The organism is Pseudomonas sp. EggHat1 (assembly GCF_014892995.1).
GTDB lineage: Bacteria > Pseudomonadota > Gammaproteobacteria > Pseudomonadales > Pseudomonadaceae > Aquipseudomonas > Aquipseudomonas chaetocerotis.
This window is the reverse complement of record NZ_JACKQK010000014.1, coordinates 23,205-43,253: the sequence shown is the minus strand read 5'-3', so window position 1 is coordinate 43,253 and position 20,049 is coordinate 23,205. Positions and strand designations below refer to the sequence as shown.

The following is a 20,049-nucleotide window of genomic DNA, read 5'->3' as shown; positions in this document are numbered from 1 at the left end:
GTATCACTCAGGCAACTGTAGCAGCCGCCTTCGTTGGCGCCTGTGTATGCCGCGCCCCGATGGCCTCGGCTAGGGTAAACGGTCTCAGCCCTTTACCGAGCACAGCCCATGAACGAACGCAATCTGCTGGCAGAAGCTGATCGACGAGCTCTCGCCTATCTGGACGGCCTTGCCGTGCAACGGGTCTTTCCCGACGACAAGACCATCGCAGCCCTGGCCGCTTTCGACCAGGCACTGCCGGAGGACGGCAGCGATGCCGATCAGGTGCTACGCCAGCTCGACGAAATTGGCTCACCAGCCACCGTGGCGAGTAATGCCGCGCGTTACTTCGGCTTCGTCATCGGCGCGACGCTGCCAGTGGCAGCAGCTGCCGAACGCCTGGTACTGGCCTGGGATCAATGCGCCTCGTCTTTCGACAATTCTCCAGTCGCTGATCGGCTGGAGAAAATTGCCGGACGCTGGGTCTGCCAAGCACTGGGGCTACCAGATCAGAGCGCCGTAGGCTTTGGCACCAGCGCAACCGCCTGCACCCTGGGCTGTATTTCTGCCGCACGGCGCATGCTGCTGGCACGCCAGGGCTGGGATTTCGACGGTGACGGATTGCTCGGCGCACCGCAGATCCGTGTCGTGCTCGCAGAAACGGCACACATCACTGTGAAGAAAGCGCTGCGCGTGCTCGGCTTCGGCATGAACCACCTGCACTATGCGCCCGTGGACGAGTACGGGCGCATCGATCCGACCCGGCTCCCTGAGCTGGATGAACGCACGCTACTGATATTGCAGGCCGGAGAGGTCAACACCGGCGAGTTCGACTGTTTTGCCGAACTGATTGCCATCGCCCACGAGGCCAACGCCTGGGTGCATGTCGATGGCGCATTCGGCCTATGGGCACGCGCCTCATCCTCAGCGCATTTGCTCGAGGGCGTCGAGCTGGCAGATAGCTGGACGACCGATGGACACAAGTGGCTGAACACCCCTTACGACAGCGCCATGGCGATCTGCCGTGACGCCGATGCACTGGCCGCCGCGATGAACAGTGATGCAGCCTACGCTTCGGCGAGCAAGGATGCGCAGAAGAACCTGACACTGGAGTTCTCTCGTCGCGCCCGAGGCATCGCCATCTGGGCGGCCCTGGCCCACCTCGGCCGCACTGGCTTGAAAGCGATGATCGACCGCCACATCCGCCAGGCTGAAGAGCTGGCCAACACACTGCGCAACGCCGGCTATCAGGTACTGAACCGGGTTGTGCTGAACCAGGTATTGGTGCGTGGCGATACGGACGAACAGACCATCGCCATTCGCCAAGCGGCCCAGGCGTCTGGCGAAGTCTGGTTCGGAGCAACTGTCTGGCAGGGGCGCCCCGCCTTTCGCCTGAGCCTTTGCTCCTGGCGTACCGAAGACGCCGATGTGGAGGCACTGGGCGCCTTGCTGCTGCGCTTGAAAGATGAGTTGAGCTGAATCGACTGATTCGCTGTTTTAGCCTGCAACTGCGCTGGACAGCGCAGTTCAGCAGCCCTTATCTTTAGCGCCGGCCACCGCAGTGGCCAACGTCGCTCGGACGGTTCCGGGCGCTTACGTATCCGAGGAAATCATGGCTGACAACGCCAAGCGCCGCTTTGCGCGCATCGATCGTCTCCCCCCCTACGTCTTCAACATTACCGCCGAACTGAAGATGGCCGCACGCCGTCGCGGTGAAGACATCATCGACTTCTCCATGGGCAACCCCGACGGCGCGACTCCACCGCACATCGTCGAAAAGCTCGTGCAGGTCGCCCAGCGTGAAGACACCCACGGATACTCCACTTCCCGCGGCATTCCCCGCCTGCGCCGCGCCATCTCGCGCTGGTACAAGGACCGCTACGAGGTGGAGATCGACCCGGAAAGCGAAGCCATCGTCACCATCGGCTCCAAGGAAGGCCTGGCGCACCTGATGCTCGCCACCCTGGACCATGGCGACACCGTACTGGTACCCAACCCCAGTTACCCGATCCATATCTACGGCGCGGTGATCGCTGGCGCCCAGGTGCGTTCCGTGCCGCTGGTGCCAGGCGTGGATTTCTTCGCCGAGTTGGAACGAGCGATTCGCGAATCGATTCCCAAGCCGAAGATGATGATCCTAGGCTTCCCTTCCAACCCCACCGCACAGTGCGTGGAGCTGGACTTCTTCGAGCGCGTGGTAACCCTGGCCAAGCAGTACGACGTACTGGTGATTCACGACCTGGCCTATGCCGACATCGTCTATGACGGCTGGAAGGCGCCGTCGATCATGCAGGTACCCGGCGCAAAGGACATCGCGGTGGAGTTCTTCACCCTGTCCAAGAGCTACAACATGGCCGGCTGGCGGATCGGTTTCATGGTCGGCAACCCCGAGCTGGTCAGCGCTCTGGCGCGGATCAAGAGCTACCACGACTACGGCACTTTCACCCCGCTGCAGGTGGCGGCCATCGCTGCGCTTGAAGGCGACCAGCAGTGCGTGCGCGATATCGCCGAACAGTACCGTCAGCGTCGTAACCTGCTGGTCAAAGGCCTGCACGAGATCGGCTGGATGGTGGAAAAACCCAAGGCCTCGATGTACATCTGGGCCAAGATTCCCGACGCCTACGCTCACCTGGGCTCGCTGGAGTTCGCCAAGAAGCTGCTGGCAGAAGCCAAGGTCTGCGTCTCACCCGGCCTGGGGTTTGGCGACTATGGCGACGACCATGTGCGCTTCGCCCTGATCGAGAACCAGGACCGCAGCCGTCAGGCGCTACGCGGTATCAAGGCGATGTTCCGAGCAGACGGCCTGCTGCCGGGCAAGCCGGCCAAGACCGAGACCGAGTAAGCATTGAAGGGCGCCGTGAGGCGCCCTTTCTGCATGGGCATGGAAACCGACAAGTTCTGCGACAATTCAGGACGTTACGCACGCCAAGCGGTAGTTTCGAGCAATTGCCCGACAGAGTGAACGCCCGTACACTGCGCGCCCCTCCCTCTGACGGTTTTCCCCAATGCTCTTCGTTTTGCGCATGCTGCTGATGGGCGTGCATTTCATCCTGGCAGGCCTGCTCGGCTTGCTGCTTGGCTTGTGCCGCCCGTTCAACCCGGACAACAGCCGCCTCTGCGCACGCCTCTATTCGCTGCCTGCCCTGTGCCTGCTGCGCCTGAAGCTGAAGACCGACGTACGCCCGCTGCTGGAACACCAGCGTTCCTGCGTGATCATCGCCAACCACCAGTCCAACTTCGATCTCTACGTGCTTGGCCGCGTGGTACCGGAGCGCACCGTGAGCATCGGCAAGAAGAGCCTCAAATGGGTGCCATTCTTCGGTCAGCTCTACTGGCTGGCCGGTAACGTGCTGATCGATCGCAGCAATGCCGTCGCGGCCAAGCGCGCAATGCTGACCACCACCGAAACCCTGCGCAATCGCGACACCTCGATCTGGGTCTTCCCGGAAGGTACGCGCAATCTTGGCCGAGGCCTGCTGCCGTTCAAGAAGGGCGCGTTTCAGATGGCGATCACGGCCGGCGTACCGATCATCCCGGTATGCGTGAGCAACTACAGCAAGGCCATGCGCCTGAATCGCTGGAACAGCGGCCGCATCCTGATTCGCTCGCTACCGGCAATCCCCACTGCCGGTCTGAGCCTGGACGACATGCCCGCACTGATGGAGCGCTGTCAGCAGGCCATGAGCGAATGCATCAGCAGCATGGACAAGGAGCTGGCGTCTGCGTGAGCCGTGACGCGGGATGCCATTGCGAGCAGGCAACCCGCGCCAGCTATCAAATTCATCGATAGTTACTCTGCAGAGCATCCATTATTCAATCGAAATGACTTCGGCGATTCTGTGCCCACGCCAACTCCTGACCTGGAGCACAGAATATGTCCCGCCTCTCTCAAGCGGCCCGCAACGGCGCCCTCGCTGCCATCGGCCTCTACCTGATCAGCACCTCGACGGTGCTGGTGGTGAGTTACGCCACCTTGCAGCCAAGCGCTCCAACCGTTGAACAACCGGGCCCACTGCAAAGCCTGATCACTCATTTGCCCGCCCTGCTCGGCGCGCTCTCGCAGGGCTGAGTGAACGGCCATGATCAGAACTCAACGCACTCGCCTGCTAATGCTCGCCAGCCTATCCCTGCTGACCACACTGCTCGCACTCAGCGGTATTGGAAAAGGCTCGGCCGGCGCCGTGGCACGCAATATCGAATGCAGCCACAAACTGGCTCACCACCTGGACCTGGCCGAAAGTCTCAAGCGGCAACGCAGCAGCCCACCGCCGGGCAGAAGCGAACAGCTCTCGCCTTACTTCGTGCTCACCCAGCAGGCATGAAGAAGCCCGGAAACCGGGCTTCTTCATGAATCGAATCAGGCTCAGGCTTTGCTTTTCTTGCCTTGAGCGACAAAGCGCATCATCCACTCAGCCACTGCACTGCCCTGCTGCGAGTGTTTGAGGCTGTCCACGCCCTGCTGATAGACCTGCTCACCAAGATGCTGCTGCCGTAGGTCGAGCAATGCCCGCGAGTAGTCGTGAACGAACTCCGGATGCCCCTGGAAGCACAGCACCTGATCCTCGATGTGGTAGGCGCCAATCGGACAGAAGTCGCTGGAGGCAAGTAGCGTGGCTTTCTCCGGCAGGCGGGTGACCTGATCCTGATGACTGATCAACAGCTGCAGCTCGTCCAGAGCCGGACTCATCCACTCGGGTTTGTTCTCCAGGCGATAGCTGTGCACGCCGACACCCCAGCCCTGCTCAGCACGCTCGGCCTTGCCGCCGAGCAAGAGCGCCAGCAGTTGATGGCCAAAACAGATGCCCAGCAGCTTGTCGCCGCGCTTGTAGCGCTCGAGCAGATAGGCCTTGAGAGTCTGAATCCAGGGATCGCTGCCAAAAGAATCGGCCTTGCTGCCAGTCACCAGATAGGCATCGAATGTCTCGCTATCGGGCGGGTAATGGCCCTCCACCACGTTATAGACACTGAACTCTGCCGTAACCGGCTGTTGAGCGAACAACTGCTCGAACATGCGGCCATACCCCTGGTACTGGTCGACCAGTTCGGGGCGGAGGATGTCAGTTTCCAGGATGCAGATACGCAGTGACATGAGGTTTCCTGTGGTGAACACGCGGGCGGGTTATTTGTGCGTTTTTCTTAACACATCATGCAGCCCAATGAAATAGCGCCATAGCCCTGGGCGTCGATAGAAGTCCCACACACCACGTTCCGAGTGGAGCCCGGCCCTCGTCAAGAAAATTTTACAGCCTGCCGAACATACCCCCACCAAGCGTCGTTAGCGCATGAGCGAGCCAAGACCTCGGGACCACCGAAACGACCTGATTGATTAAAGAATGCTCAACAGGTCACAGCACGAGAGCCCATGAACGACGAACGGTTGATCAAAAAATGAACTACAGCGCTTACCATTGCTCTCATAGTCGTGGGCCTTCCCCCGGCTCGAGCACAAACCCTGTCCATCGCTCCATCGCCCCCCCGAATCTGGAAGATTCCTTGACTGCAAGAGATTGCGTCGGTGGTTTGCTATTGCCCAGATAAAAGAGGTTTTCTGCAGTTCATGATTACCAGAAAGTGATTAGCGATCAGTAACCACACAAAAAATCAAAGTCAGTGCCAACAAACAAGCTCTGACACGTAGCTATTTTTTATTTATTTCTTGCAGAGTCCGAGGTATCTACATGGACCTTTACACCCTTCTCATCTCCGTTCTCCAGAATAAAGAAGCAATGGAACTATTACGTCTAGGGATCATTTATATACATCTTATCGCTTGCTGCGTCGCCATTGGCCTGATACTGACCAGCGATTTCGCCATGATTAAACAGTTACTCAAAGGTGAAGGTGCCAAACAGTGTCGCGAACATCTGGCACACCTGAAAAGCGTGGTTGGCATCTCGCTTATCGCCCTGTGGATCAGCGGTATCGCCATCATTGCGCTCGACGCTTCCAGCGCCGGTATGCAGTACTTCATGAACCCCAAACTGCAAGCCAAGATCAGTATTGTCGTACTCTTGACCCTCAACGGCATGGTCTTGCACAACGCCGTACTGCCAGCGCTGCAAAAAGCCGGGTCTCTGCTCAAGCTGTCAGCGAATATGCGCCACCTGGCTATTTTTACCGGCGCACTATCCGGTGTGTCCTGGTTCTATGCTGCCCTTCTCGGTGTTGGCCGCCCGCTGGCCTGGAAGTATTCACTGGCCGAACTAACAGCAGCCTACCCCCTCATGATTATCGGCGGCACCGTGGCCATGCTGGCACTCACCAACTGGTCGATGAACCGCAGCGAAAAACATCATCACAGCTGGATGCAGAACAACTACGCCTTGGCCACTCGCTGAAACAAAACCATGAACAAGGATGTTCATGTTCACCTCGTCCCGCGCCGTAACTTCTCCCTCATATAACAGCCCCTCGCACAACTCAGCCAAAGATTGCCCCCCGGCCAGAGACGCCACGCAACGTCTTATCAGCATGCTCGATAGTCATCATAAATACCTTTCACTTCTGCGCCTCGTGCATGTGCCGGATGATTTCGTCATCGGGCCCTGCCCATCAGCACAGAAGGAAATCGATCATGAGCATTTACGCTGCACTCGCCAGCTTCGCCGCCGCCTCCGCCTTCCAGGCCACTGCACCGGTTCGTCCCGAGCACGCTGCAACTGCAGCCCGCGACGTTCGTCCGAGCTGAGACAACCCAGGAGAGCAGCCATGCACAGCCAACTCAGCCTGGACGCCTACGGCGTCACCTACGCCCACCTGCAAGATGGCAGCCTGCAGTTCGAAACCGAAGCCGCCCTGCAGCTCGATGATGGCAGCATGCTGACCCTGCGTATGCCGACCCGTCACAGCGAGATGCTGGCGATCCACGAGGCCGTGTGCATTCGCCAGGGCTGGTGCCAGGCAGCGTGAAGTCACGATGATCTAGACTCCTCCGGGTATCTTCAACGGAAAGAGGAACTAGTCCATGCGTACACGCAACCTGATCACCCTGCTCGCGGGCAGTCTCCTGTTGGCCGGTAATGCTCTGGCGGACCGCCCCGGCAGTGACTGGATCAGCATCGAGGATGCCCTGAGCAAGGCACGTGCAGCTGGCTATACCGAACTGCACAAGATCGAAGCCGACAATGATGGCTACTGGGAAGGCGAAGGCCTGAAACAGGATGGCCGTCTCTACGAGTTTCGCATCGACGGCAAGAGCGGCCAGGTGCTTCGCGACCAGTTGGAAGACTGACCCAAATGGAAACGGCCCTTGCGGGCCGTTTCTCGTTGCGTGCTTGCTGATGCTTGGTGCGCACGGCGCACCCTACGGAGCCCGGCTGAGCCTGCTGCTTAGAACGCCTCGCCCTTGGCGGCCTTCTCCAGCAACAGAGCTGGCGGCAGAAAGCGCTCGCCGTACTGCTCGGCCAGGTACTGCGCACGGGCAACGAAGTCCTTTACCCCATACTGATTGATGAACTGCAGTGCACCGCCGGTCCAGGCGGCGAAGCCGATGCCGAAGATCGAGCCGATGTTGGCGTCGGCCACCGACTTCAGCACGCCCTCCTCCACACAGCGCACCGTCTCGATGGCCTGGATGAACAGAATGCGGTCGCGTACGTCCTCCTGCGAGATTTGCGCATCGGCCCTCTCGAAACGCGCCTTGAGTTCAGGCCAAAGGTGCTTCTTGCCGCCCGCCGGGTAGTCGTAGAAACCGCCTCCGGCCGCCTTGCCCGGTCGTTTGTACTCACCCAGCATGAGATCGATCACGGCAAAAGCCGGGTGCTCGGGGATGGATTTGCCTTCGGCGGCCAGATCCTTGATGGTCTGCTGGCGGATATGATTCATCAGGCTCAGCGACACTTCATCGCTGATCGCCAGCGGGCCGACCGGCATGCCGGCCTTGCGCGCTTCGTTCTCGATCATCGCCGCGCTGACGCCTTCGCCCAGCATGGCCAGGCCTTCATTGGTGAAGGTGCCGAACACCCGCGAGGTGAAGAAGCCACGGCTGTCGTTGACCACGATGGGCGTTTTCTTGATCTGCATGACGTAGTCGAAGCCACGCGCCAGCGTCTCGTCGCTGGTCTTCTCGCCACGAATGATCTCCACCAGCGGCATCTTGTCCACCGGGCTGAAGAAGTGCAGGCCGATGAATTTCTCCGGTTTGGCCACGGCAGTCGCCAGGCCGGAGATCGGCAGCGTCGAGGTGTTGGAGGCGATAAGCGCATCGCTCAGCGCCGCGGCCTCGGCGGCAGCGGTGACCTTGCCCTTGAGCGCACGGTCCTCGAACACAGCTTCGATGATCAGGTCACAACCGGCGAAGTCTGCCTCGCTATCGGTGGCCTTGATCAGCGCCAGGAAGGCTTCGCGTTGATCGGCGCTCATATGGCCCTTGCCGACTTTCTTGTCCAGCAGCTTGGCCGAGTAGGCCTTGCCCTTCTCCGCAGCTTCGACGGAAACATCCTTGAGCACCACTTCGATGCCGGCCGCTGCCGATACGTAGGCGATACCGGCGCCCATCATGCCGGCGCCGAGCACGCCGACCTTCTTCGTCTGGGTTTTCGGATAGCCCTGCGGGCGCGAGCCGCCGGCGTTGATCTCGTTCAGTTGGAACCAGAAGGTGCCAATCATGTTCTTCGCCACCTGACCGCAGGTCAGCTCCGTGAAGTAGCGCGCCTCGATGACCTGAGCGGTATCGAAGTCGACCTGCGCACCTTCTACGGCGGCGCACATGATCTTCTCTGGTGCCGGGAAGCAGCCCTCGGTCTTGTCGCGCAGCACGCTCGGGGCGATGGCCAGCATCTGCGCCACGTTCGGCGAGCTGGGCGTGCCGCCTGGGATCTTGTAGCCCTGCACGTCCCACGGCTGCTTGGCAGCCGGGTTGGCGGCGATCCAGGCACGCGCTTTGGCCAGCATCTCGTCACGGTCGCTGGCCAGATCGTGGATCAGCCCGGCCTTGTGCGCCGCGTCCGGGCGCACCTTCTTACCTTCGGCCAGGTACGGCAGCGCTTTTTCCAGGCCAAGCAGGCGCACCATGCGCACTACCCCACCGCCGCCCGGCAGCAGGCCGAGGGTGACCTCCGGCAGGCCGAGCTGCACGTGGCTCTCGTTCAGCGCGATGCGGTGGTGGCAGGCCAAGGCGATTTCCCAGCCGCCGCCCAGCGCTGCGCCGTTGATGGCGGCGACCACGGGCTTGCCGAGGGTTTCCAGGCGGCGCAGCTGGCCCTTGATCTTCAGGATCATCTCGTAGAAGCCCTGGGCCTCGGCCTGAGTGACCTTGATAAGCTCATTGAGATCGCCGCCGGCAAAGAAGGTTTTCTTCGCCGAGGTGACGATCACCCCGGCGATCGAATCCTTTTCCAGCTCCAGGCGATCGACGATCTGGCCCATGGCCTGGCGGTACACCGCGTTCATGGTGTTGGCGCTCTGGCCAGGCATGTCCATGGTCAGGACGACGATATTGTCCTCGCCCTTTTCGTAACGGATGGCGTCAGTCATTTCATTCACTTCCCAATGTTCGGGGAGCGCTTCAGGGGCGTCACGAGCGACGGTCAGGCAAGGCGGAAATCCATTCGGAAAGCGGAGTTTGCTGTAGCAAATGAGCATTTCCGGAGGATTTCCAACGCCGCATGGCCGAGCGCAGTAGCCCGTGAAAGCTCCTTAGATACGTTCGATGATGGTGGCTATACCCATGCCACCGCCGACGCATAGCGTGGCCAGGCCGTAACGCAGCTGACGCTGTTCCAGCTCGTCGAGCAGCGTGCCGAGGATGGCGCAGCCGGTGGCGCCCAGCGGGTGGCCCATGGCAATGGAGCCGCCGTTGACGTTGACCTTGTCCTCGCTTACGCCCATGTCCTTCATGAATTTCATCACCACCGAGGCAAAGGCTTCGTTGACCTCGAACAGATCGATGTCGTCGATGGAGAGTCCCGCCTTGGCCAGTGCCTTGCGCGTGGCCGGCGCCGGGCCGGTGAGCATGATGGTCGGATCGGTGCTGGTCACTGCGGTGGCGACGATGCGCGCACGGGGTTTCAGCCCCAGCTCCTTGCCCTTGGCCTCGGAGCCGATCAGCATCAACGCCGCGCCATCGACGATGCCGGAGCTGTTGCCCGGCGTATGCACGTGCTCGATGCGCTCGACATGGCTGTATACGCGAAGCGCGGTGGCGTCGAAGCCCATCTGCCCCATCATCTCGAAACTCGGTTTGAGCTTACCCAAACCTTCCAGAGTCGAGTCGCCGCGAATGAACTCGTCATGGTCGAGCAGCACGATGCCGTTCTGGTCGGTCACAGGCACCAGCGACCTGGCGAACGCACCATCGGCACTGGCACGCGCGGCCTTCTGCTGCGAGCGCAGGGCGAAGGCATCGACATCGGCGCGGCTGAAGCCCTCCAGGGTGGCGATCAGGTCGGCGCCGATGCCCTGCGGCACGAAGTTGCTGTGAATGTTGGTTTCCGGGTCCATCACCCAGGCGCCGCCATCCGACCCCATGGGCACACGCGACATGGACTCCACGCCACCGACCACCACCAGATCCTCGAAGCCGGAGCGCACCTTCATCGCGCCCATGTTCACCGCTTCCAGCCCCGACGCACAGAAACGGTTGAGCTGCACGCCGGCGACGCAGACGTCCCAGTCCGCGACCAGGGCGGCGGTCTTGGCGATATCGGCGCCCTGATCGCCCACCGGTGTCACGCAGCCCAGAACGAGGTCGTCCACCTGGCTGGTATCCAGGTCATTGCGCGTTTGCAGGGCGTTGAGCAGGCCGGCAACCAGCTGGACTGGTTTGACGCTGTACAGCGCACCGTCCTTCTTGCCCTTGCCACGGGGCGTGCGCACCGCGTCGAAAATATATGCTTCGGTCATGGCGTCCTCGGAGACTATTACGGCGCTGGCGGAACATCATGCCCTGGCCACGCCTGTTCTTATTGAGCCTGCTTACCATAACGCCGGGACATCAGCGCTCAATGACCTAAGCGCTCAGCACCATTGACCGCTGAGCTCAGACGAACGGTCGTTTGCTCGAACTGACAACTGCAAGGGCGAGCAAGCCGTCTGCCTCAAGGTCTGCGGCATGTTCAACGATGACGCACATAGCTCGAGCTTTCTAGAAAGCCTTGGCTAGAAACCAAGTCATCTAAGTAGGTTGTGACGCCAACCCTAGAGTTATTCATGCGCGCAGCAGAAAGCGGCGCAGGGAGCCGCCGCCGGGTCATGCCGGGGTGGTGAATCAGAACAACGCCCAGACGTGACGCAGCGACCCGCCAGGCAGTGCGGCAGGCGCCCGACGCCACCCCCATAACAAAAAATTGCCGGGAGCAATTCTTGACGTCGCTGGCGACGACCCTAAGGGTTGACGTCAGGGATGGCAGGCAACAACAAAAGGCATACGGCCATGTTCAAACAGCCGAAATACCGCCAGGCTGGCGTCATCCTTTTCGCCACGGCGGTCATCCTGATCCTTCCCAATCTGACCCGTCTGGTCAGTTGAACCTCCACAGCTCCCGCCACTGTGCCGACGCCGTAGCGCGCTCAGCGCAGTGCGGGTATCCACCACGCCAATAGCAGCGGAATCAGCACGAAGGCCAGCAGCGTCGAACAGAGCACCAGACTGGCGACCTGCTCCGGTGAACGACCGGCGCGCACGGCGAACAGGTAATTGAACACCGCCACCGGCATCGACGATTGCAGCACCAATACGGCATGCGCCAACGGCTGCAGGCCGACAGCCCAGCCGATGATCCAGCCCAGTGCCGCACCACAGAGAATGCGCAGCAAGCCCAGCAACAGGCCATTGCCCAGGTGCTGCACGCGAATACTGGCCAGCGAAACGCCCAGCGTGATCAGCATCATGGGAATGGTCATCCCACCCAACAGGTCGACAGTGTTGGCCAGCCAGCGCGGCAGTTCGAAATCGAGAAACAGCACCGGAAGCACCAGCGCCAGACTGATCATGATCGGGTTGAGCAACAAGCCCTTGAGTGAACCCTCAGCCCCGGACAGCAGCATACCGATACTGAAATGCCCCACCGACAGCACCAGGAAGAACGCCACCGCCAACGCCAGGCCGGGCTCACCGAAGGCGAAAAGCGCCATCGGCAGGCCCATGTTGCCCGAGTTCGGGAACAGGTAGGCCGGCACCAGGACTTTCCAGTCGATGGCGAACAAACGACTCAGCAACCAGCCAATGGCGCCCATGGCACAGGTCACCAGTACGCAGGCCAGCGCCATCTGCGAGAACGCGCCAAGATCCAGTTCCGCCCGGCTCAGTGTCGACAGCACCAGGCAGGGCGTGCCGATATTGAGCACCAGGCGCGCGACGAAATCGGTGGGATAGGCGTGACCGCTGCGCGTCCAGCCATATCCAATGCCCGCTGCAATCAATACCGGGGCCAAAACAGCGAACAGCTCGGCTAACATCTACTACTCCCGTCACGTCGAGCGAGGCATCCTAGACTGCACGAAAGGCTCGGGCAATGATGCCGGGCTCATCAATTTACTCTGGAGCACGCTATGCGCCTGATTCTCTTACTCTCCGGCCTGCTCGTTCTGTTCACTGCCCAAGCAAGTGGAATCGACCAGACAGCGGCCATTTCCGCTCTGCAGCAAAGCGATAGTCTGCTGATCGATGTACGCAGCGCCGAGGAATTCGCAGAGGGCGCGCTGCCTGGTGCGATCCGCATCGGCCACGAAGATATCGCCGCGCACATCGCCAGCGTCGCCCCGGATAAAGATCGGCCGCTGGTGTTGTATTGCCGCAGCGGACGTCGCTCGGCCCTGGCCCAGCAGAGCCTGGAAGAAATGGGCTACACCCGGGTGATCAATGCCGGCGCCTATGACGAGCTGCTGCCGTTGCTGAACAACGACGAATGAAAGCCGCCCTGCTTCTGACGTTGACCATCCTGAGCAGCGTTGCGCAGGCTGCCGAGTTCGAGGTGCAGCTCAACAACGGCCAGCACACGTGGAGCAGCAGTGAACTGCTGAACCACCCGCAAGCTCGGGATATCGATATCGTCAATGACGTCAGCTACAAGCGTCCCATGCAGTACCGCGCCGTTCCAATAAGTGCATTGCTGGAGGGTGCTGCGCCCGGCGACCACCTGCAGGCCGTGGCCCAGGACGGCTTTGCCGCAGAACTACCCGCCGCGATCCTGCTGGCCAAGGAAGGAGCGAAAGCCTGGCTGGCCATCGAAGATCCACAACATCCCTGGCCACCGCTGGCCAAGGGTAAACCCAGCGCCGGTCCCTTCTATCTGGTCTGGACCGATCCCGCCGCCAGCCAGATCGGCCCGGAGCAGTGGCCATTTCAGGTCGCCAGGATTCGTCAGCTGGCGCCCGTCGAGCAGCGCTTCCCTGTCCTGCTACCGGCCACGGATGCAGACTCTGAAATCCAGGCAGGCTTCGCCGCCTATCAGAAGAACTGCATGGCTTGCCATCGCCTCAATGGCGCGGGCGACTCCGAGTTCGGCCCAGACCTGAACATCCCGCACAGCCCGACCGAATACTTCACAGGCGATTTTCTACGCCAATACATCCGTGCCCCGCAGAGCCTGCGGCGCTGGCCGCAGGGGCGCATGCCGGCGTTCAATGAGCAGGTATTGCCACCTGCTGAGCTGGAACAATTGATCGCCTACCTGCGGCACATGGCCCAGCGCAAGAACGCCCTGTAACCCGCGGGTAGGGTGCGCCTATCGGCATCTCACTGCTGGCGTACCTGCAGCAAGGGCGCGACCTGCACCTGCGCGTGCATCTGCTCGCAACCGCCGCCACGGCGCATGCCGCGTACCGGGCAGGCATCGAGATAATCCAGGCCCACAGCCAGCTTGAGGTGACGTTCCGGGCGCGCCAGGCAGTTGGTCACGTCGAAGCTGTACCAGGCGTCGCCCACCCAGGCCTCGGCCCAGGCATGGCTGGCCAGGTGCTCGGCGTCATCGGTGTACAGGTAGCCCGACACGTAGCGCGCCGGCACGCCGAGGCTACGCGCGCAGGCGAGGAAGGCATGGGTGTGATCCTGGCAAACGCCACGCCGGCCAGCGAAAGCCTCGGCGGCACTGGTGTCCACCTCGGTGATGCCCGGCTGGTAGGCGATATGGGCATTGAGCGCATGCATCAGGTCGATCAAACCGTTGCGATCCACACGTGCCTTGCTCTGCTGCGCGGCGAACTCGCGGATGGCGTCGTCGGCCTGGGTCAGTCGGGTGAAACGCAGGAACGGCAGCGCCGACTGGCGCTCATGCTCGGCCTCACAGGTTTCGTCGATGTCCACCTGACCACGGGCGCCGATGACGATGGACTCGTGCGGCTCGTCCAGGGTCAGCACATGCAGGATATTGCCGTAGGGGTCGAGCTGGGCATGCACCGGGCGCGGCAGATCGAGCTGCCAGCTGAGCACCTGCTGGCGCTCGCTGTCGTGCGGGGTCAGGCGCAGGTACTGGATGCTCGCGCGCACCTGATCATCGTAATGGTAGGTGGTGTCATGGCTGATCGAGAGTCTCATGCGACCTCCAGGTAGGACGTATGGATGGTGTTGCCCAGCTGGCGCACCAGCAGGATGAAGTCGGTAAGCCAGGCGTGCAGGCCTTCGTCGAGCACTTCGTCGATGCTGGTGTAGCGCAGTCGCGCATCCAGTTCGGCGGCCAGGCGCTGCGCCGGTCGACCATTCTCTCCAGGTAGACCGGCAAGCATCAGGTTCAGTTCTTCCATGCAGGCCCGCAGCGAGCGCGGCACGTCCGGGCGCAGCAGCAGCAGTTCGGCAACCTTGCGCGTGCGTGGCGAGCCGCGATAGCTCTCGGCGAAGGCCTCGAACGAGGACAACGCGCGCAGCAACGCACTCCACTGGTAGTAGCTGCGCGCCGTGCGCTCTTCCAGCTCGTCGATCTCCTCGCCGAGCATTTCGTAGCGCGCATCGAGCAGGCGCAGGGTGTTGTCGGCCCGCTCGATGAAGGTGCCCAGGCGAATGAAGCGATAGGCCTCGCCACGCATGATGGTGCCGAAGGTGGCGCCGCGAAACAGGTGCGAACGCTCCTTGACCCACTCGCAGAAGCGGCTGATGCCGTAGCGCCCGAGGCCCTGCTCGGCAATGCCGCGCATCTCCAGCCAGCTGGCGTTGATGTTCTCCCACATGTCGGCGGTGATCCGTCCGCGCACTGCATGGGCGTTGCTGCGTGCAGCCTGCAGGCAACAGTAGATACTCCCGGGGTTGCTGGCATCGAGCGCGAAGAAGTGCAGCATGCGCTCGCCGTGCAGCGGGCCGTGACGTTCCAGGTAGTCGTCCAGGGTGCCGGTGATCAGCAGCGGCATGGCCAACTCATCGAGGCCGTCGCCACGGCCGTCCTGTGGCATCAGCGACAGCGAATAGCTGACGTCGAGCATGCGCGCCAGGTTCTCGGCACGTTCCAGGTAACGCGACATCCAGTACAGATCGGAGGCAGTTCTACTCAACATGATCAGTCCTCCACTACCCAGGTATCCTTGGTCCCGCCACCTTGCGACGAGTTGACCACCAGCGAGCCTTCACGCAGTGCCACGCGCGTCAGGCCACCAGGTACCAGGCGGGTTTCGCGACCGGTCAGGACGAACGGACGCAGGTCGATGTGACGCGGTGCAATGCCGCGCTCGACGAAGGTCGGGCAGGTCGACAGGCATAACGTCGGCTGGGCGATATAGGCCTCCGGCTTGGCGATCAGGCGCGCGCGAAAGCTCTCGATCTCGGCCTTGCTCGCCGCCGGACCGACCAGCATGCCGTAGCCGCCAGAACCTTGAGTCTCCTTGACCACCAGTTCGGACAGGTTGGCCAGCACGTGGGACAGTTCCTCCGGCTTGCGGCACTGCCAGGTCGGCACGTTCTTGAGGATCGGCTCCTCATCCAGATAGAAGCGGATCATGTCGCCGACATAGGGGTAGATCGACTTGTCATCGGCCACACCGGTGCCGATGGCGTTGGCCAACACCACGTTGCGTGAGCGATAGGCTGACAGCAGCCCCGCGACGCCAAGCATCGAATCGGGGTTGAAAGCCAGTGGATCGAGGAAGGCGTCATCGAGGCGGCGGTAGATCACGTCCACCTGACGGGCACCGGCGGTGGTGCGCATGTAGACCTTGTCGTCGCGCACGAACAGGTCGGCACCTTCTACCAGCTCCACCCCCATCTCACGGGCGAGGAAGGCGTGCTCGAAGTAGGCACTGTTGAAGCGGCCCGGCGTCAGCACCACGACCGTGGGGTTGTCCAGCGGGCTGGAACTCTTCAGCGCATCGAGCAGCAGATTGGGGTAATGGTCCACCGGCGCCACGCGCTGCGCGGCGAACAACTCGGGGAACAAGCGCATCATCATCTTGCGGTCTTCGAGCATGTAGCTCACACCGCTGGGGGTGCGCAGGTTGTCTTCCAGCACGTAGTAGCTGCCGTCGCCGTCGCGCACCAGATCGACCCCGGCGATGTGCGCGTAGATGTCGCGGTGCAGGTCGAGGCCCTGCATGGCCATCTGGTAGCCCTCGTTGGCCAGCACCTGCTCGGCCGGAATGATGCCCGCCTTGATGATGCGCTGGTCGTGGTAAAGGTCGGCGAGGAACAGGTTGAGCGCCTGCACGCGCTGGATACAGCCGCGCTCGACGACGCGCCATTCGCTGGCGGGGATGGAGCGGGGAATGATGTCGAAGGGGATCAGGCGTTCGGTGCCCTGATCATCCCCGTAAAGGGTGAAGGTAATCCCGGCGCGGTGGAACAGAAGGTCGGCTTCTCGGCGGCGCTGAGCCAACAGATCGTCCGGCGTTTCTGCCAACCAGCGGGCAAATTCGCGGTAGTGCGGGCGGACAGCGCCGCTCGCGTCGTACATCTCGTCATAAAAGGTGCGGGCCATGCCGTACTCCTTGTCACCCGGACTTACAGCATCCTCTGCAAGGCCCGAGCCAGCACAATTAATCCTTTAACTTCAAACAGATACCAACAAAACCAAAACAAAATGCACCGAAATAGTGCGGCGAAATGTTTCTGTCATGAGATGCCGCCCCATTGCGTGGCACAACAAAAACCGCTGGTCATGACAGTGCGCGGTGTAGGCAAAAAGCCTGCAGCCCTGCCCAGCAGCGGCCCCGGGCACTTGGCTGTCACATTGCGTGACCGACCGGTCAAGCGCAACCGCTTTTGCACCGACTACGCGAGGACCAAGCATCCACATGAACCTGTGTAGCCCGGATAGAATCCGGGGATGTTCGCGGCATGGACGTGGATGCCATCCAGGCTACGGGAAGCAGCAAGCGGATGAAGCGCTTGCTCAGCCTGCACCAAGATAAGCCGCGATCGATCCGACTGCCGTCTGCAGATGCTGCTCATGGCTGAAGCCGGATGCCTTCAATGGCTTGAGATCATGATCGGCTGCTTGCAGCCAGTGCAGCTCGATGGCCGCTGAAAGCTCGTAACCCGCAACGCTCTCGCGATTGCCCAACGCATCGCGCTCACCCTGGATGATCAGCGTTGGCGTGCGCAGCTCAGCGAGATGGGCGACTCGTGGCTTTTCCGGTTTGCCAGCCGCGTAAAAGGGATAGCCCAGACAGATCAGCTTCGAGGCGTCCAACTCGTCCGCCAGCAGACTGGCCATGCGCCCCCCCATGGACTTGCCGCCAATCGCCACAGGCCCTGCGACCCGTTGGCGCACCTGGGTATGTACTTCGCGCCATTGCTGCAGCAGTTGCGCCTGCGGATTGGGCGGTCGTTTGCGCCCGTCTACCCGCCGCTGGGCCATGTAGGCGAACTCGAAGCGCACCACGCGCACGCCACGTGACACCAGGCCTTGCGCCATGTGTTGCATGAATGCGCTGTCCATCGGCGCACCGGCGCCATGGGCAAGGATCAAGGTAGCCAATGCTGCCTGCGGCGGTTCGTCCCACAACCACGGTAGTCCCTGCTCACATTGACCGGCGTCAATAAACCCAGATGGCCCTTTGCTCATGCTTGCCTCGCGTCGATATCCGTGGTGTTCGTGGCCTGCTCATGCCTAGGGGTGCCACGGGTATCGGACGCTCTGCCATAACCGTGGATGGAAGCCCAGACATGAACACAACAACCCGTTCCGCCTACAACTACAGGGTGGTTCGCCAGTTCGCCATTATGACGGTGGTTTGGGGCATCGTCGGCATGGGACTCGGCGTATTCATCGCTGCCCAGCTGGCCTGGCCCGAACTGAACATGAACCTACCGTGGACCAGCTTCGGCCGTCTGCGCCCGCTACACACCAATGCGGTGATCTTCGCCTTCGGCGGATGCGCACTGTTCGCCACCAGCTTTTACTCGGTACAGCGCACCTGTCAGACCACGCTGTTCGCACCCAAACTGGCTGCCTTCACCTTCTGGGGCTGGCAACTGGTGATCCTGCTCGCTGCCATCAGCCTCCCCCTGGGCTGGACCAGTTCCAAGGAATATGCCGAACTGGAGTGGCCGATCGACATTCTGATCACCATCGTCTGGGTCGCTTACGCCATCGTGTTCTTCGGCACGGTAATGCAGCGCAAGGTCAGTCACATCTACGTAGGCAACTGGTTCTTCGGTGGATTCATTCTTACCGTGGCCATCCTGCACATCGTCAACAACCTGGAGATTCCGGTCACCCTGACCAAGTCCTATTCGCTGTATGCGGGTGCCACCGACGCCATGGTCCAGTGGTGGTACGGCCACAACGCCGTGGGCTTCTTCCTCACCGCCGGCTTCCTGGGGATGATGTATTACTTCGTGCCCAAACAAGCCGGACGACCGGTCTACTCCTACCGCCTGTCCATCGTCCACTTCTGGGCACTGATTGCCGTATACATCTGGGCCGGCCCGCACCACCTGCACTACACCGCGCTGCCTGACTGGGCGCAGAGTCTTGGCATGGTGATGTCGCTGATCCTCCTGGCGCCCAGTTGGGGCGGCATGATCAACGGCATGATGACGCTCTCGGGTGCCTGGCACAAACTGCGTACCGACCCGATCCTGCGCTTTCTGGTGGTGTCCCTGGCCTTCTACGGCATGAGCACCTTCGAAGGCCCGATGATGGCCATCAAGACCGTCAACGCCCTGTCCCACTACACCGACTGGACCATCGGCCACGTGCACGCTGGCGCCCTCGGCTGGGTCGCCATGGTATCGATCGGCTCGCTCTACCACCTGATTCCCAAGGTGTTCGGTCGCGAGCAGATGCACAGCCTGGCCCTGATCAACAGCCACTTCTGGCTGGCCACCATCGGCACCGTTCTGTACATCGCCTCGATGTGGGTCAACGGCATCACTCAGGGCCTGATGTGGCGCGCAGTGAACGAAGACGGCACCCTCACCTACTCCTTCGTCGAAGCGCTGGAAGCCAGCCATGTCGGCTTCGTGGTGCGGGTGATCGGCGGCGCGATCTTCTTCGCCGGCATGCTGCTGATGGCCTGGAACGTCTGGCTGACCGTACGTAGCGCCAAGTCAATCGAGATGGAAGCCGCTGCGCAGTTCTCGGTAGAAGGAGCCCACTGATGAAACACGAGATTCTCGAGAAGAACATCGGCCTGATGGCGCTGGTGATGATCCTGGCGGTCAGCATCGGTGGCCTGACCCAGATCGTCCCGCTGTTCTTCCAGGACGTCACCAACGAGCCGGTCGATGGCCTCAAGCCCTACACCGCGCTGCAACTGGAAGGCCGCGACATCTACATCCGCGAAGGCTGCGTCGGCTGCCACTCGCAGATGATCCGTCCGTTCCGCGCCGAAACCGAGCGTTACGGCCACTATTCCGTCGCTGGCGAGAGCGTCTGGGATCACCCCTTCCTCTGGGGTTCCAAGCGCACCGGTCCGGACCTGGCCCGTGTTGGCGCCCGCTACTCGGACGAGTGGCATCGTGCGCACCTGTACAACCCGCGCAACGTCGTGCCGGAGTCGATCATGCCCGCCTACCCCTGGCTGGTGGAGCAGAGCCTCGATGGCAAGGACACCGCCAAGAAGATGAGCGTTATGCGCACTCTGGGCGTGCCCTACAGCGAAGAAGACATCGCCGCTGCCAGCAACGCGGTCAAGGGCAAGAGCGAGATGGATGCTCTGGTCGCCTACCTGCAGGTGCTTGGCACCGCCGTGAAGAACAAGAGGTGA

21 protein-coding genes are annotated in these 20,049 nt (G+C 61.6%); 13 read left to right on the top strand and 8 right to left on the bottom strand.

Features of this window, described 5'->3' with window-relative positions:
• The first annotated feature begins 108 nt into the window (after window positions 1-108).
• The 5 genes from INS93_RS19795 to INS93_RS19775 all read left to right on the top strand — a co-directional run bounded on the left by INS93_RS19795 (window position 109) and on the right by INS93_RS19775 (window position 4,301).
• Entirely contained in the window at window positions 109-1,458 is a 1,350-nt protein-coding gene (locus INS93_RS19795; protein WP_192985084.1) for an aminotransferase class V-fold PLP-dependent enzyme, read from the top strand.
• 133 nt (window positions 1,459-1,591) lie between these two features.
• Complete coding sequence (gene alaC, locus INS93_RS19790) at window positions 1,592-2,821, top strand: alanine transaminase (protein ID WP_072424171.1); 1,230 nt, start codon at window positions 1,592-1,594, stop codon at window positions 2,819-2,821.
• A gap of 163 nt (window positions 2,822-2,984) precedes the next feature.
• Complete coding sequence (locus INS93_RS19785; RefSeq protein WP_074919067.1) at window positions 2,985-3,707, top strand: 1-acylglycerol-3-phosphate O-acyltransferase; 723 nt, start codon at window positions 2,985-2,987, stop codon at window positions 3,705-3,707.
• A gap of 146 nt (window positions 3,708-3,853) precedes the next feature.
• Window positions 3,854-4,048: a hypothetical protein gene (locus INS93_RS19780; protein WP_192985082.1), complete on the top strand. Its 195-nt coding sequence runs from the start codon at window positions 3,854-3,856 to the stop codon at window positions 4,046-4,048.
• 10 nt (window positions 4,049-4,058) lie between these two features.
• Window positions 4,059-4,301 (top strand): hypothetical protein, encoded by a 243-nt coding sequence (locus INS93_RS19775; RefSeq protein WP_160018234.1) that lies wholly within the window; start codon window positions 4,059-4,061, stop codon window positions 4,299-4,301.
• Between the two features lie 41 nt (window positions 4,302-4,342).
• Here the strand turns inward: INS93_RS19775 and INS93_RS19770 are convergent, their stop codons facing one another.
• On the bottom strand, window positions 4,343-5,068 hold the full coding sequence (locus INS93_RS19770) for an amidotransferase (protein ID WP_192985080.1): 726 nt from the start codon (window positions 5,066-5,068) through the stop codon (window positions 4,343-4,345).
• A 589-nt stretch (window positions 5,069-5,657) separates the two neighbouring features.
• Here INS93_RS19770 and INS93_RS19765 point away from each other — a divergent pair.
• The 4 genes from INS93_RS19765 to INS93_RS19755 all read left to right on the top strand — a co-directional run bounded on the left by INS93_RS19765 (window position 5,658) and on the right by INS93_RS19755 (window position 7,210).
• The gene (locus INS93_RS19765) at window positions 5,658-6,317 is read left to right on the top strand and encodes a hypothetical protein (RefSeq protein ID WP_192985077.1); all 660 of its coding nucleotides are present in this window, start codon (window positions 5,658-5,660) and stop codon (window positions 6,315-6,317) included.
• Window positions 6,318-6,553: 236 nt separating this feature from the next.
• Window positions 6,554-6,667, top strand: a complete 114-nt coding sequence (locus INS93_RS24910; RefSeq protein ID WP_306109746.1) for a PA2485 family small membrane protein — start codon at window positions 6,554-6,556, stop codon at window positions 6,665-6,667.
• A gap of 20 nt (window positions 6,668-6,687) precedes the next feature.
• Window positions 6,688-6,888, top strand: coding sequence for a type III secretion system co-regulatory protein PtrC (gene ptrC, locus INS93_RS19760; RefSeq protein WP_003461392.1), 201 nt, complete (start codon window positions 6,688-6,690; stop codon window positions 6,886-6,888).
• A gap of 55 nt (window positions 6,889-6,943) precedes the next feature.
• Window positions 6,944-7,210 carry a PepSY domain-containing protein gene (locus tag INS93_RS19755; protein ID WP_160018238.1) on the top strand — a complete coding sequence of 89 codons (267 nt, stop codon included), beginning with the start codon at window positions 6,944-6,946 and terminating at the stop codon, window positions 7,208-7,210.
• Window positions 7,211-7,308: 98 nt separating this feature from the next.
• Here INS93_RS19755 and INS93_RS19750 read toward each other — a convergent pair whose 3' ends face one another.
• The 3 genes from INS93_RS19750 to INS93_RS19740 all read right to left on the bottom strand — a co-directional run bounded on the left by INS93_RS19750 (window position 7,309) and on the right by INS93_RS19740 (window position 12,375).
• Window positions 7,309-9,453: a 3-hydroxyacyl-CoA dehydrogenase NAD-binding domain-containing protein gene (locus INS93_RS19750; protein ID WP_192985075.1), complete on the bottom strand. Its 2,145-nt coding sequence runs from the start codon at window positions 9,451-9,453 to the stop codon at window positions 7,309-7,311.
• A gap of 162 nt (window positions 9,454-9,615) precedes the next feature.
• A complete protein-coding gene (locus INS93_RS19745; protein WP_192985073.1) occupies window positions 9,616-10,821 on the bottom strand; it encodes an acetyl-CoA C-acetyltransferase in 1,206 nt (401 codons plus the stop codon).
• 666 nt (window positions 10,822-11,487) lie between these two features.
• Window positions 11,488-12,375 carry an AEC family transporter gene (locus tag INS93_RS19740; RefSeq protein ID WP_192985071.1) on the bottom strand — a complete coding sequence of 296 codons (888 nt, stop codon included), beginning with the start codon at window positions 12,373-12,375 and terminating at the stop codon, window positions 11,488-11,490.
• Between the two features lie 93 nt (window positions 12,376-12,468).
• On the opposite strand from INS93_RS19740, the gene INS93_RS19735 reads away from it, so the two are divergent.
• On the top strand, window positions 12,469-12,828 hold the full coding sequence (locus INS93_RS19735) for a rhodanese-like domain-containing protein (protein WP_160018243.1): 360 nt from the start codon (window positions 12,469-12,471) through the stop codon (window positions 12,826-12,828).
• Complete coding sequence (locus tag INS93_RS19730) at window positions 12,825-13,625, top strand: cytochrome c (RefSeq protein WP_192985069.1); 801 nt, start codon at window positions 12,825-12,827, stop codon at window positions 13,623-13,625. The genes INS93_RS19735 and INS93_RS19730 overlap by 4 nt, the downstream gene beginning before the upstream one ends.
• 29 nt (window positions 13,626-13,654) lie before the next feature.
• Here INS93_RS19730 and INS93_RS19725 read toward each other — a convergent pair whose 3' ends face one another.
• From INS93_RS19725 to INS93_RS19710, 4 genes are all read right to left on the bottom strand, one after another.
• Window positions 13,655-14,452, bottom strand: coding sequence for a transglutaminase family protein (locus INS93_RS19725; protein WP_160018247.1), 798 nt, complete (start codon window positions 14,450-14,452; stop codon window positions 13,655-13,657).
• Window positions 14,449-15,399, bottom strand: a complete 951-nt coding sequence (locus INS93_RS19720; protein WP_036999933.1) for an alpha-E domain-containing protein — start codon at window positions 15,397-15,399, stop codon at window positions 14,449-14,451. Before INS93_RS19720 ends, INS93_RS19725 begins: the two co-directional genes overlap by 4 nt.
• A 2-nt stretch (window positions 15,400-15,401) precedes the next feature.
• Complete coding sequence (locus INS93_RS19715; protein WP_160018249.1) at window positions 15,402-16,811, bottom strand: circularly permuted type 2 ATP-grasp protein; 1,410 nt, start codon at window positions 16,809-16,811, stop codon at window positions 15,402-15,404.
• A 414-nt stretch (window positions 16,812-17,225) separates the two neighbouring features.
• Window positions 17,226-17,900, bottom strand: coding sequence for an alpha/beta family hydrolase (locus INS93_RS19710; protein WP_192985066.1), 675 nt, complete (start codon window positions 17,898-17,900; stop codon window positions 17,226-17,228).
• A 101-nt stretch (window positions 17,901-18,001) separates the two neighbouring features.
• Here INS93_RS19710 and ccoN point away from each other — a divergent pair, with 101 nt between their 5' ends.
• Both ccoN and ccoO read left to right on the top strand, forming a co-directional pair.
• Window positions 18,002-19,441, top strand: coding sequence for a cytochrome-c oxidase, cbb3-type subunit I (ccoN, locus tag INS93_RS19705; protein WP_192985064.1), 1,440 nt, complete (start codon window positions 18,002-18,004; stop codon window positions 19,439-19,441).
• Complete coding sequence (gene ccoO, locus INS93_RS19700; protein WP_192985062.1) at window positions 19,441-20,049, top strand: cytochrome-c oxidase, cbb3-type subunit II; 609 nt, start codon at window positions 19,441-19,443, stop codon at window positions 20,047-20,049. Before ccoN ends, ccoO begins: the two co-directional genes overlap by 1 nt.